This is a genomic window from Arsenophonus apicola, from assembly GCF_020268605.1.
GTDB lineage: Bacteria > Pseudomonadota > Gammaproteobacteria > Enterobacterales > Enterobacteriaceae > Arsenophonus > Arsenophonus apicola.
In genome coordinates this window covers 1,378,214-1,391,327 of sequence record NZ_CP084222.1, presented here as the reverse complement: position 1 = coordinate 1,391,327, position 13,114 = coordinate 1,378,214, and the positions used below count along the sequence as shown (strand labels likewise).

Sequence of the window (13,114 nt, the reverse complement as noted above, 5' to 3'; positions counted from 1 at the left end):
CGCCCTTAATCGTATTCAGCAGTGTCAATATAAACTATTCGGCTATGAATGCCTGTGAATCTCTCTGAGAGAATCTCATTGTAATTAAAATCTTCACCTTCATAGCGATAGCCTATTTCAGTTGTGCTACCGTTCTTGTACGCATAGGGTATATAGAAAACGTATATCGGTAAAAATATATTGCTCCCTTCAGGATTATAAGGATTAACTAAAAAAAAACCATATCCCGCTACCGTATCTAACACAGCGACACTCCCTTTAATTTTTTCTTTATATCTTCTTATATGCCAATATTTTTTATCATTACTTATGTTTTGCAAAGAACCCTTAACATTTAGTGTCTTACTTTTTGTATGTACAATACATTTCCCATTCTCATCCCAAAAACTGACACCCCATTGTCCAATAGGCGGTTGTTGTTCTTCATTCGTAAAAAGATAATATCTTGCCAACTTTTTTTGCTGGTCGTATTGAAAGAAACGCAAACTCAATATGCCATCTGGCAAGCCTGGCAAATCTTTTACATCATTGACTATGGATTTAAGGCAAAGCGGAGTACTTTGTGGGAGAATCCATGGGGTTCCATCTGGGGCGGTCAATAAAGCGCCGAACATTAATTTCTCCTATAAAATACTAAGATCTGTTTTTCAGTCGAAGAAGGTATACCCCATGAAGAAGGATAACCTATCACTTCATTATTGTTGATTTTGATATCAAATGTATTTTTTGTCTCCAGATTGGATATGATATCTCCTCCTCCGTCTATTATCGTATAATCGAGTTTATAGCCTGACGGCAAATCATAATGGTAGCTAAAATTGGTTTGATTTTTCTTGACTGTTATTATTCCTGCCGTTAAAAACGGAATAACGCCGGAATTATTTATTCGTCCTGCTCCATCCCATGTACGAAAACCCCACATCAAAAAACCCCCGTTATTTTACCAATTTGCACTCTTAAGCGTCCCTGATTATCAGCTATACTAATTGTGGTATTGGTTTGCTTCATCTTCCCTTGTTTATCAGAGCCAATATTCTCCATTTGACCATTTTGCATATTCCAATAAAATCCAGATCGCCCTGGAATGTAATTTTTAGAACGAATCTCCATACCGACTACTACACTTTCAATGGTTGCCTTACTTATTAACGCATCATTAATAAAAGTTTGCCCATTCTGAATACTAAACATAGGAACTTTTTCCCCATTAACCGGATTGTAAATAATGAAAGTCTGCGCACTAAAGCCTATCTGTGTACTAACTTTACCGTTTTTAAGCTCAGCCCCAATCACCATGCCAGCGTCATAATCCACACCGTCATAGTGAATCTTGACTAACGATGTCCAAGTTGCAGAAGCCTCACCCTTTTTCATGTCGTACTTAGCTTGTAGTGAATTCTGAGCGGCTGCCCATGACTTATCCGCTGTCGCTCTGACCTGATGGATAGACTCGGCTAAGGCTTTAGTCTCGGTTACCACATAATTATCAACCCTGACAATTTCCGCTTTCATTTTGCCGTTTTGACGCATGAAATACTGCGTATTGCCGTTGAGTCCCTTCGCGTTTTCCAGTATCGCTTCTGTGCTACTGTCTATCCCTTTCTTTAACTGCTTAATCGCTTCCGTATCGTTAATTTTTTTGTCTATTTCATCAATGATACTGCTAGCATCAAATTCTGCCTCACCCCGCACAAATTCTGTCCACGGTGACTGGTTACCGGATTTATCAACCAGTCTTGCGCGAAAATAAAAGTCTGTCCCTGCGGCCAACCCTGACATTTCATGGCTTTTTGAAGGATAAGGTATATCAGCCAGTAACATCAAACCTTCACCGTCATTGGTTTCGCTGCACTGAATCTCTGTTTTTAACGTGTCTTCCGTATTTTCGTTAAATCCCCAGTCTAATTTTATCCCAAACACCAATGTGGAAGCCCTGAAGTTAACAGGTGCAGGAGGTTCGCCTTCCTTACCTTTCAGTATTGTCTCAGGAGCATTCGCCCAGATAGATGAGATATCCGATGAGTTTATGGCTCTTACTCTTACCTGATAGCGTCCGGCATATATCCCTTGAACTTCAAAACTCGGTGTTGACGTTCGAGGTATACTTACCCAGTTATTATTCCCTCTTCGCCATTGTGCCTCATAGGCAATCGCATTTTCTGTGGCATCCCAGTCAACTCTTAACGTTGTAACAGCAATCCCTTGATTGATATGGGTATAAGCAGAGATATGTACGTTCTTTGGAGGTAATTGGACACCAGGGGGGATGACAGTAATGGGTCTTTTATCAATCCTGGCTCCAGCATCAATATGCGCATATTTATCTGGATTATGGAAAGTCCCCGTGATGGTATAGGTATTATCGGCATTGTCCTGAATGCTAATTACGCGATAAAGCTGAATTGCCAGGTCGTTGGCATCTATTGTCCAAACCGCATTTTTTTCAATGGGTTGAGAATAACGGGCTGTTACAGTGATAATATTGTCGTTAACCGTCTGGACTGTTCTTGCTTCTGATTTTCCATCAGGTAAGTTAATGATAAGTCTGTCACCCGATTTAATATCTGCCTTCCTGTCGAGCGTAATTTTTCTCTCATCAACAGATGAAATCCTGCCACCAATAATACGGCCAGCAAGATTTGCGTCTGCCACGCCAATAATCTGCCCAGGCGTTGGGATAGCACCTTCCAGCCCAGTTGAAAAGGTTATCGTCCTGTCATAAGCATTCGTTAATAATATCCAGCGTCCGCGTCGGTTTGCTTCTGATTGTCGAGTGCAACCAATCGCCGAAATATCCGTTTTACGCACACCATAACGACGCTGCAGTTTGCTATCAGAGACCGCCTCAATAGCATCATGACTGTGATTATCGGCATCCGAATAGGAAACCAGTACCTGCGTATAACGGTTTTGCTGACTACCGCCTGAATAGGTCACCTTTCCATCGACGATATTTGCTTGCGTGAAAATCCGAAAGATATCCGATGGCATATCAGCCACCGCTTTGACAGAATTATCCGCCCAAAACGTCATACCCTAAAAATACCCGCAATATCACGCAATACCTGATAAGCCGATTCCTGAGACTGAATATAAATATCACATAAAAACGAGGCTCTTTACCTGAACCACCCTGACCGTCAGGGACGTATTCATCGCAATACTGGGCTATCTGGTATAAATCCCACTTATCTATCTGTGTGCTATTAATCCGTTCTCCACAACCGTAACGGTTATTTAAAACCAAGTCATAAAAAATCCAGGCTGGATTGTTCGTCGCGGCTAGCTTGAAAGTTCCATTCCAGACACCCGAATAAGTTCGGTTTACAGGGTCATAGTTTGAGGGTACTTTTACCAGTAAACCACCTTTGGGACGCAAGCTGACTTTGGGGATGCGATTATTAAATTGTCTTGCGTCAAAGGTGATAAACAATAAAGCGGTATTAGGATATCTTAATTTTGCGTCAATCACCTCAGTAATGGCTGCAACAACCACTTTATCGGCAATTCGCGCCGTATTTTTGTTAGGAGTGAGGCGACGAACACGCAATTGCCAGCCGGTTTTGGCTACAGGCAAATCGATACGGTGCGTCCGCTGATATTCGCTGGTTGTTTTTCCATCAAAGGCAGCCCGCAACACTTCTTTGTAGCCACTCCCATCCGCTGACAGGTCAATGGCATAATCAATACGGTAACCGGAGGTATCGCCATTATCGTGTTGTTCTAGAAGTTGTGGTACAGAGAAACGTAACCGAATAGCTGACAGCTGGATATTATTTATCGACCTGATATACAGTTGTTCATCTTTTAATTCCCTGCTTATGCTAATCTCATTGTCAACTGACGGAATGCCTTTGATGTATTCTTGTTGCTCACTGCCCGGTCGAAACTCCCACGTCACGCCCTCGAAGTTTTACTGCCGTCAGCATTACCAATAGGCGTACCATCAAGAAAAATACGGGTAGCATCTAGTCCGCCAGCAATTTCTCCCTCAGAGATAGCAAAGAGTAATTTTGCGGTTGATTCTGATAGCAAGCTATCGGGTGACTCTACGGGGTTATGCCCACCGCCATCACCACCTTTTGCCCCAAAAATAAGGTTTGTCATATTTTACCCATAGAAAAAGCCGCCTCAGCGACTCAAAGTTCTTGATTAATGCTATCTTTGGTCTTCGGTGTAAATCCCTGCGGATATAATTGCCCCACCTATCTCTTTTCTATCCAAGGTATACAGCAACGGCACTGGATTACCCTGGGCAGTCGTATTCACTGCACCACCAAACGCATAAGACGGTTTATTATCGGCATCCTGACGAACCGAAGCTCCTGGCGGTTGCGGTGACAACATTTGTGCTATACCGCCTAATGCCATTGATGCCCCACCTAACGCTAAAGCACCGCCCATAAAACCGCCTGCCCCAAAGGCTGCCCACCCAACAGGCCCCAACATCATTGCTGCGCCTATCATGGCTACCCCTAATATAGTTTGGAACAGTCCTCCGTTTTTGCTTCCCTTAATTATCGGGGCAATACGAATATCCTGTGTTGTATCAAGGTGAAACTCATCTTCGCCGATATTATGCTTTCCCTTGAAGACCGCAAACTCGACGCCTCTCAAATGGGCATCAGCCAGATAACGCTCAAAACCTGAGTAAAGCACACATAATGCTTTAATGGCTTCTTTTGGGGAGCTGATGGCCAGTTGATGGACGCGTCCATATTTTGTGCCCAGTTTTCCATATAACCTGACGGTTCTCAGTTCACTCATGCCCATTCTTTCCTTCTGACAATCTTGACGGTTCGGTCACGCCAGTAATCACTGTAGGGCGTGACACGGCTTAATTGCCCGTACAAATGATGCAGTAGCATGCCGTTATCCAGCAAAATACCTGCATGATTGGCGACATCAGACTGAACCTGCATAATGACCACATCACTGACTTTGGATATGTCATTAATTTCAACAAAACCTTCTTTGATGAAATTCTCCATATAACGATTTTCACCTTGCTCCCACCAAGGATAAGTGACACTATAATTATTCAATGTAATACCGTGTTCTTGCCGAAAATAATCAACAATCAGCGTCCAGCAATCGGAGTAACCCAAAACAAACGTTCTTCCCGTTAATTCACGCTCACCTCTTGGTTGAATTATACGCAAATCCCCCTCAGGCCACGACACAATTACCCACGGTAATTCACTAGCATCGCATTGCAGATTATCTATTTCACTTGGGTGTGTTGTCACGCCATCGCCACAATGAGAATGGACGATAGCAACCGGCAGTCCCCAGTCTTCCGCATTGGCATAGTCTTCTGGTGATAATTCGAATTGTTCAGTGGGATTTGCAGCAAGATTACGGCAAGGAAAATAGCGTTTCACACGACTCTTTTGGCAAATTACCCCACAGGCTTCCTGCGGAAATACCTTTTTAACGTGGTTGAATATTGCTTCAGTAAGACTTTTTGTTATCATCTTATCAAACCTGCCGCAGGGAATCCGCCAAAATCCAAGGGCACATTTTCACCAAATCGTTTTTTACAATCGCTCATCAGACCACCACAAACATCTAAGGCGGGGTCATCCACCGAATTGCCTTTCTCATCAAAATAGCGTTTACCATTATAGGCACACCCATTACCTGAACGATACCAACCCCGCATGCACCAGTAACAGAGATTATGAATTTGACGTACTGGCAACATAACGCCTTGTAAATCAAACGGGCAAGCCAGTTCAAACTGAATAATTCCCCGCTTCTTCATGACTTTTCGGTCAACATAAAATACTTGCTTAAAGCATTCATCAGGATTCTCAGTAGGATTATCATCAGGAAATTTTTCCTATCCAGATAATGCGAAAAGGTCTCATAAATGGTTACTTTTGCCTGAACCATATCATCAAATTCCAGGCACAGTGATGATATCAGACTATCAATATTACCCACTTTCAGTATCGGTCTGGCTTGGCTGCCTTCACTACTTTTGATAAACCCGAAATTTCATAAGGCCATGCGCCATATTCGTTACCTTGCCACCAGATAGGCTTCGGTTTTAATTTATCTTCTGCCTTTTCAATTTCCTCGGGTGTGTAACGAAGGTTGTAAGCATGAAAACGCAAAACAGGGCCACCAAATGCATTGCCGTCTACTTCCACCAACTGGATTTTTTCACCGGGTTCTAATTTTTGCACATCTGAATGGATTATCATCAATAATGCCCTCTGGAAACCTTGCCCTTCAGGGGAGGAGGAAAGAGGAACTAACATTACTTTTACTATATACATTTACAACCTCACATATTTAATGTGATAATGTGAATATGAAGCGCGCCTATAAATATCGGTTTTACCCAACATCTGAACAAGTTGAGCTTTTAGCTAATACGTTCGGCTGCGTGCGTTTTGTCTATAACTCAATTCTTCGCTGGCGCACCGATGCCTACTACGAAAGAAAAGAAAAAATTAGCTATATTCAAGCCAACGCACGATTGACTGCCTTAAAGAAAGAAACGGATGTACAATGGCTTAACAGTGTTTCTTGCGTACCGTTACAGCAGGTTTTACGACACCAACAAGCAGCTTTTTCTAACTTCTTTTCAGGGCGCGCCAAATACCCGACCTTTAAAACCAAACACCACAAACAATCTGCTGAATTTACCGCTAGTGCGTTTAAATACCGTGACGGCAAGCTGTACATAGCGAAAAGTAAAGAACCTTTAGATATTCGCTGGAGTCGAGAACTACCTTCAGCACCTTCAACTGTTACCATCTCTAAAGACGCATCTGGACGATACTTTGCGTCCTGTTTGTGTGAATTTGAACCAATATCACTACCTGTTTCTGAAAAAATGACAGGTATTGATATTGGCTTAAAAGACTTGTTCGTCACCGACACCGGATTAAAAACCGGCAATCCCCGCCACACCACTAAATATTCGAAACGATTAGCTTTACTACAACGCCGTTTGAGCAAAAAGAAAAAAGGTTCAAACAATCGTACTAAAGCACGTTTAAAAGTTGCAAAACTCCATGCGAAAATAACTGATTGCCGACTGGATAACTTGCATAAGCTATCCCATAGACTGATTAACGAAAACCAAGTTGTCTGTGTTGAATCCCTGAAAGTAAAAAACATGATCCGAAATCCTAAGCTATCTAAAGCGATAGCTGACGCAAGTTGGGGCGAATTTGTTCGCCAAATTGAATATAAGGCTAATTGGTACGGGCGCACTATTGTTGCCATCGATCAGTGCTTTCCTTCGTCAAAACGCTGTAGCGATTGCGGATATACACTATCTAAATTAGCGTTAAATATTCGGTCGTGGCGCTGTCCTGAATGTGGCGTTAATCATGACCGAGATATTAACGCTGCTAAAAACATAAAAGCCGCTGGTCTAGCGGTGTTAGCTCTGGAGAGCCTATAAGCCCTAAATCGCTTAATGCGGCTTAGGTTAGGCTCTGTGAATTGGGAATCCCTTCCTTTAGGTAGGGAGCAGTCAAGCTGAGAAAGCCTCCTCAAACGTGGCTGATATTTTCATGACATCACGCGCAACCGGAGTCATCTTGATCGAATCAGCTTTTACCCGATACACTCCCTTGACACCAAAAGGGGGAATCCAGATAAAAGACTTTGAAGTGTGTTGGCGAATAAAATCAAAGATAGGCATCACTTCGGCTTTTTTACCTAAATAAGAAAATGGCCAGGATTGCGATTCGGGATGAATGCCATCGGCTGCTACCTGTTTGTAACCATCACCAAATTCAACTTCTTTGATTCGGTGCCTGTACTCGCCCGTTGGGCTGTCTTGTATCTGGGTTCGCCATCTAAATTCATCCATTAACTTGACTCCATAAAAAAAGGCCACCTGAGCAGTGACCTGTAAATTATACGATGATTGATTTGTTACGTATTACCACTCATTGTGCAGTGACAACAGTTTATCCTTACGAATAATTAAGTACCCTGCACGATGAGCCAACTCCATCTTAACCTCCAAAGGGTACTCCCACCGACATAAGGTGGGAGGGGAATTTGGTCGGGCTTGAAAAGCCCGAAGAATGATCAGCCACGCTGATTTTGAATGTATTGCTTAACAACTTCCAGCGGTGCTCCCCCGCACGAACCTGCAAAGTATGATCGAGACCACAACACTGGCTTGCCGTAAGCCCCACGCAAGTCTAGAAACTCATTACGCAGACGACGAGACGTTACCGCTTTCAGCGAGTTTACTAGTACTGACAACTGCACTGTGGGCGGGTACTCGATCAGCATATGAACGTGATCGGACTCTCCGTTACTTTCCTTTAAATCAGCCCCAAAGTCGCGACACACTTCACCTGCATACTGATGAAATGCTTTGTAGTGCAAGCCACTGAGTACTTTCTTTCGGTACTTAGTCACAAAGACAAGGTGAACATGTAAAAGAAACGCTGCATGTCTTGAACGGTTGATTTTATATTTTTGCATTGAAATTAACCGGATATACGGTAAGATAGTGAGATAATTTACTACACACTGAGTAATAATGCTAATTCTAAAAGCCTACAAATTCAGACTCGAACCAACCGAAAAACAGTCGCAACGTTTGCGGCAGTTGTGCGGATGCGCTCGTTTTATCTGGAATTACGGGCTAGCAGAGACGCAACGCATTATTGAATCCGGCGGTAAACTACCGTCAGCGTTTGAACTAAATCGGATGCTCACAGAATGGAAAAAAAAGCCGGAACATTCCTTTTTGCAAGAAGCCTACACGGATAATCTTCAGCAGAAACTCAAAGATCTGCACGGGGCATGGAAACGCTGCTTTGATAAAAAACTGGCAGCAAAAGCTCCTGTATTTAAAAGGAAAAATGACGGGCGTGATTCAGTTCGTTTTGTTAATTTTGATAAATATTGTCAGCTCGATAATGGCAGAGTGAGATTACCGTCAGGTTTGGTATGGGTAAAGTTCCGGCAGTCGCAAAAGCTGTACGGTAAGATTAAAAACGCAACCGTTAGCCAACATGCGGGACACTGGTATATATCGTTTCAGGTCGAACTGGAAATGGACATTCAGCCTCATTCGTCAGCAACAATGATTGGTTTGGATGCAGGTGTAACCAGACTCGCCACGCTGTCAGACGGCACAGTGTTTGAACCTGTAAACAGTTTTAAAACCAACCAAAAAAAGCTGGCGAAATTCCAGCGTCAGTTAAGCTGTAAAGTTAAATTCAGCAATAACTGGAAAAAACAGAAGCGAAAAATCCAACGTCTCCACTCGCATATAACCAATATCCGCAAAGACTACCTTCACAAAGTCACCAGTGAAATCAGCAAAAACCACGCGATGATCGTCATTGAGGACTTAAAGGTCAGTAACATGTCGAAATCGGCAAAAGGTACACAAGAGCAGCACGGACGGAATGTCAGGGCAAAATCAGGACTTAACCGTTCGATACTGGATCAGGGTTGGTATGAAATGCGCCGTCAGCTTGAGTACAAGCAGCTATGGCGCGGTGGTCAGGTATTAGCTGTGCCTCCGGCATATACAAGTCAACGGTGTGCATGTTGTGGTCATACAGCGAAAGAAAATCGTCAATCACAAAGTAGATTCGAGTGCCTTGAGTGCGGGTATACAGAGAACGCAGATATCAACGGAGCTCGTAACATTTTAGCGGCAGGACATGCCGTGTTAGCCTGTGAAGTGAACGGTGCAGTAATGCCGTCAGCAGCAGGAACCAGGCTTCTGAGCGATCAGATAGTCTCCGACTAACGGGAATCCCCCTCCTGAGTCACGAAGTGTGAAGGTGGGGGAGGATGTCAATAGCATAAACTGTTGCAATTCCTTCAGGGTCTGGTTTTGTAGTATCCGCTTTCTCAGTTAATTCCTTCTCTCCGCCAGACTTCACATTCAAATAACCAAAAGAGAGCGTACTCTCACCGGCTTTTGCTAATACCGCGCCAGAAAATAGGGTTGGGATTAAAAACAGTAACGTTTTTTTCATTGTTTTTCCTTTGATTTTACGTTTGGCCAATACTGACTTAGTCTAAATTGATGCCAAGCATAACAAAAGTGAAATTTTTTCCTATCAAAAATGCGCTCATCGATTAATACCCCCGCCCATTGACTGCCTTGATAATTTTATGCAAATCACCTCCATCTCGACTCTCTGCCACTAAGACCGATTTGATTTTCTGGGTTAAGGATTGCTCCGCTGCGCGCATATCGACATTGGAAGGGCTTGTCTGCGACGGTTGACCGTCAACATGAATACCGCCTAAATTGACATTAACACCGCTTGCTACGGGTTGCATGCCGTACATGGGCGCTGAAGATGTCCCCACATATCCACCAGACGCATAACCTCGCTTAGCCCCATCCATCAGGCGATACAGGTTAGCAATACCTAACCGCTGAGTCGCTTCTTTAGTAAATACAAACTCTCCACCATGAACGATACCTTTCGGGTCATATTTACCCCCACCACCCACATATCCGCCTGATGAAAAACCTAAAATACCCGCCACTGCTCCTCGCCAGCCTTCGGTTTGTCCACCGAAAGCCGATTTCATCGCTTTTAAAATGGCCATCTGCGTCATTAACTTCACAATCATCTCAAGTAATGATTTAGTGAAGTCAGCAAAATTAGCCTTCCCCGTCACTAAAAAATCCGTCAGTGATTGACTCATTCCCTCAAAGGCAAATTTGGTAACATTAGCGACATTGCCATAAGCATCCCTCGCTTGTTGTTCGAAATTTGAAAATCCTTGCTTAATCCCTGCTTCCCAGTTTTTCCGCAATGACTCCTCATTTTTGTATTTCTCATCAATCAGTGAAAGTCCTCGACCATACTCAGGATTTTCTTGCTCAATCCCTTTACGGGCCATTTCTTCACGATATTTCTTTAGTTCTTGCTCCTTCGCTATTTGAATCTCGGTTTTGCCAATGCTCTCCAGCCTGAGTCTTATTTCTTCTTGCAATCCATCATTCGATAACCGCAAGGCATTGAGTTGTTTTTGTTTCTCAATTTTATCGCCTATCTGTGCAGCTTCACGCTTCTCAGAGAGAATGGCTTCTTTTTTTAATAATAATGACCGCTCATCTTCACTCAGACGGCGTTTGTTTGTGCCACTTTTGGCCTCTTCAAGAATGACTAGCTGGTTTTCTGTTTTGAAAAGTTCCCTGCGTTGCTGGCTGATAATCCCAACATATTGACTTTCATCCTGTAATGTTCGTAATTCTGCCTGCAGTGCTCTGTTTCTGGCTTGCGCTTCTTCTTCCCAACGTGTGCCTAAAGATGGGCGGTATGCATCAGCTTTTGAGTCTGAACTTGATTTTTCTTTCGCATAACGGGCATTTTCACGCCTTATCGCTTCATCGATAACGGATTTTGAACCACCCGAATTTCTTATTCTTTCAAGCTCACTTTGATGCTTTTCTTCCGCATTTTCAAATTTGTGTTTGAGCTCCTGGTCAACCCTAAAACGTGCTTTCTCTGCCTCTTGAGCCCTTACCGCCGCTTGTTTTCTCTGATTTTCAATATCCTGTTGATATTTTTTCTCTTTCAGTAAATCAAGTTCACGCCTTAAATCTGTCGCTGTTTTCCCTGAGGCATTATAATAATTTAATCTTGCAACCGGATTTACCTGGAATGCAACTAATTTTTCCTCGTAATCACGTATCTTCTGGTCTAATGTGTGTTCACGACCAATATCTAACATGCTATCCCAAGCGAGTCTTGCTTTATCTTTAACCACTGCCCAGGCTGACTCAAGATAACCTAAATTCGCTTTTATCTGCTGAGTTCTATTTTTCGTTGCAGTCGCATAGGCTTCCATGGCAACTTTAGCGGCTTCATGCTTTCTTCCCTGTTCCTGTAATGTCGATATTTGCGCTAGTTGCGTTGTAGTCAGAAAATGTAGGCTTTTGTCAAGTTCGTTAATCGCTTTAACTGGGTTATCTTTAATGCGCTGGAACTGTTTTATTGTTTCATCAACAGATTGACCCACCAATTTTTCCATTCTGGCAGCGACATTGGCAATATTATCAATTTCATTGCCAGAAAATGAACCTGACCCCACAACTTTAGTTATTACATCCGCCATTCCACCTTGTGTTATGCCATCTGCTGACAACTGTTTGGCCAACATAGCAAGTTGCCCTGCCGTTTTCCCTGCATACCCACCCGTTAAAATGAGTTTATTGTTAAATTCACTAAACTCTTGTGAGCCTTTATAAGCGGCGATGGCAGCAGCTGCCGTAACACCTGCCAATCCTCCCATCAACAATCGGGTAGGGGTTAATATTGAGCCTATTGCTTTAAAGGCATTACCAACACCACCAAACGAGTCTTTAATCTGTCCACCTTGCTGCACCAATACCATCCAGGCCGGTATACCGGAAGCCAATGAGGTCACCACATCGGTCATCTGCATAGGTAACATACGCATTGCATGACGATATTGCCCCATCGTTACCGCGCCATTCATAAACGCTTTTTCTTGTTCTTTTAATTTGGCAATCATCGGCGCTGCCTGTTGAGAAATGCCCATCTGCGCCGCTTTTAGTTCAAGAACTTCAGTTCGCGTCTTGCCTATCGTGTCTGATTGCTGTTTTAATGTGTTTAGAAAATTATCAGCGGCTAACTTCGCTCGTTTTGAAGCTTCTTCCTGTGCAAGTAGCGCCCTCCCTTCTGCGGTCAGTGCCAGATTCATCCGGCTTAGCTTATCTCTCGACTCTTCCAGTATCGTGTTGTAATCAACAAACTGGTCAAGGGGGAGTAAACCTTTTTGATGTGAAGCGGCGAGTTTACGGCTAATTTTATCCAGTTCATCAAACGCTTTATTGGTGGGATTAATTCGATTTAACAGGTCGTTAAGTTCACTTTTTTGCGTCTTAATGGTTTCGACATTTCTCAGTGAGGCTAAGCTAACTTTTTTTAATCCACCCTCCAGATTTGAGGAAGCCTTTTCAACCTTTTCCGCTGTTCCCTGAAATGACTTTAACTTCTGTTCACCTCTTTCCAAATCCGCCGTGTTTACTTTTAATGAAATCGTGGCGATATCGGTCATACCGGATTCCTTGCAACAAAAAGCCAGCACAGGGCTGGCGTAGTAATTGATTTATACCTTA

Annotated in this window: 9 protein-coding genes and 3 pseudogenes; 2 read left to right on the top strand and 10 right to left on the bottom strand. The window is 43.2% G+C overall.

The window, feature by feature from the left end; genetic code table 11:
- Window positions 1-5 precede the first annotated feature (5 nt).
- From LDL57_RS06505 to LDL57_RS06480, 6 genes and pseudogenes are all read right to left on the bottom strand, one after another.
- Window positions 6-614 carry a hypothetical protein gene (locus LDL57_RS06505; RefSeq protein WP_225507323.1) on the bottom strand — a complete coding sequence of 203 codons (609 nt, stop codon included), beginning with the start codon at window positions 612-614 and terminating at the stop codon, window positions 6-8.
- Window positions 614-922 (bottom strand): hypothetical protein, encoded by a 309-nt coding sequence (locus LDL57_RS06500; RefSeq protein ID WP_180558310.1) that lies wholly within the window; start codon window positions 920-922, stop codon window positions 614-616. Before LDL57_RS06500 ends, LDL57_RS06505 begins: the two co-directional genes overlap by 1 nt.
- Window positions 922-4,107, bottom strand: a pseudogene (locus LDL57_RS06495) (TipJ family phage tail tip protein). The gene LDL57_RS06500 and the pseudogene LDL57_RS06495 overlap by 1 nt, the downstream one beginning before the upstream one ends.
- A gap of 51 nt (window positions 4,108-4,158) precedes the next feature.
- Complete coding sequence (locus LDL57_RS06490) at window positions 4,159-4,767, bottom strand: tail assembly protein (RefSeq protein WP_225507321.1); 609 nt, start codon at window positions 4,765-4,767, stop codon at window positions 4,159-4,161.
- Entirely contained in the window at window positions 4,764-5,477 is a 714-nt protein-coding gene (locus LDL57_RS06485; RefSeq protein ID WP_225505393.1) for a C40 family peptidase, read from the bottom strand. The genes LDL57_RS06490 and LDL57_RS06485 overlap by 4 nt, the downstream gene beginning before the upstream one ends.
- Window positions 5,474-6,212, bottom strand: a pseudogene (locus LDL57_RS06480) (phage minor tail protein L). The gene LDL57_RS06485 and the pseudogene LDL57_RS06480 overlap by 4 nt, the downstream one beginning before the upstream one ends.
- 110 nt (window positions 6,213-6,322) lie before the next feature.
- Between LDL57_RS06480 and LDL57_RS06475 the strand changes: the two are divergent.
- A pseudogene (locus tag LDL57_RS06475) lies at window positions 6,323-7,452 on the top strand (RNA-guided endonuclease InsQ/TnpB family protein).
- A 46-nt stretch (window positions 7,453-7,498) separates the two neighbouring features.
- Here the strand turns inward: LDL57_RS06475 and LDL57_RS06470 are convergent.
- A complete protein-coding gene (locus tag LDL57_RS06470) occupies window positions 7,499-7,840 on the bottom strand; it encodes a phage tail protein (protein ID WP_180559778.1) in 342 nt (113 codons plus the stop codon).
- Between the two features lie 224 nt (window positions 7,841-8,064).
- Entirely contained in the window at window positions 8,065-8,469 is a 405-nt protein-coding gene (gene tnpA, locus LDL57_RS06465; protein WP_225505529.1) for an IS200/IS605 family transposase, read from the bottom strand.
- Between the two features lie 58 nt (window positions 8,470-8,527).
- On the opposite strand from tnpA, the gene LDL57_RS06460 reads away from it, so the two are divergent.
- Window positions 8,528-9,754, top strand: a complete 1,227-nt coding sequence (locus tag LDL57_RS06460; RefSeq protein WP_180558336.1) for an RNA-guided endonuclease InsQ/TnpB family protein — start codon at window positions 8,528-8,530, stop codon at window positions 9,752-9,754.
- A gap of 19 nt (window positions 9,755-9,773) precedes the next feature.
- Here the strand turns inward: LDL57_RS06460 and LDL57_RS06455 are convergent, their stop codons facing one another.
- Window positions 9,774-9,986 carry a hypothetical protein gene (locus LDL57_RS06455; RefSeq protein ID WP_180560429.1) on the bottom strand — a complete coding sequence of 71 codons (213 nt, stop codon included), beginning with the start codon at window positions 9,984-9,986 and terminating at the stop codon, window positions 9,774-9,776.
- A gap of 103 nt (window positions 9,987-10,089) precedes the next feature.
- On the bottom strand, window positions 10,090-13,053 hold the full coding sequence (locus LDL57_RS06450; protein ID WP_225507319.1) for a phage tail tape measure protein: 2,964 nt from the start codon (window positions 13,051-13,053) through the stop codon (window positions 10,090-10,092).
- Window positions 13,054-13,114: the final 61 nt, after the last annotated feature.

Excerpts from the sequence above, each read along its gene's own strand:
- LDL57_RS06455 (WP_180560429.1), bottom strand. The coding sequence starts at position 9,986 with ATGAAAAAAACGTTACTGTTTTTAATCCCAACCCTATTTTCTGGCGCG.
- LDL57_RS06490 (WP_225507321.1), bottom strand. The coding sequence starts at position 4,767 with ATGAGTGAACTGAGAACCGTCAGGTTATATGGAAAACTGGGCACAAAA.
- tnpA (WP_225505529.1), bottom strand. The coding sequence starts at position 8,469 with ATGCAAAAATATAAAATCAACCGTTCAAGACATGCAGCGTTTCTTTTA.
- LDL57_RS06505 (WP_225507323.1), bottom strand. The coding sequence starts at position 614 with ATGTTCGGCGCTTTATTGACCGCCCCAGATGGAACCCCATGGATTCTC.
- LDL57_RS06460 (WP_180558336.1), top strand. The coding sequence starts at position 8,528 with ATGCTAATTCTAAAAGCCTACAAATTCAGACTCGAACCAACCGAAAAA.
- LDL57_RS06450 (WP_225507319.1), bottom strand. The coding sequence starts at position 13,053 with ATGACCGATATCGCCACGATTTCATTAAAAGTAAACACGGCGGATTTG.
- LDL57_RS06500 (WP_180558310.1), bottom strand. The coding sequence starts at position 922 with ATGTGGGGTTTTCGTACATGGGATGGAGCAGGACGAATAAATAATTCC.
- LDL57_RS06485 (WP_225505393.1), bottom strand. The coding sequence starts at position 5,477 with ATGATAACAAAAAGTCTTACTGAAGCAATATTCAACCACGTTAAAAAG.
- LDL57_RS06470 (WP_180559778.1), bottom strand. The coding sequence starts at position 7,840 with ATGGATGAATTTAGATGGCGAACCCAGATACAAGACAGCCCAACGGGC.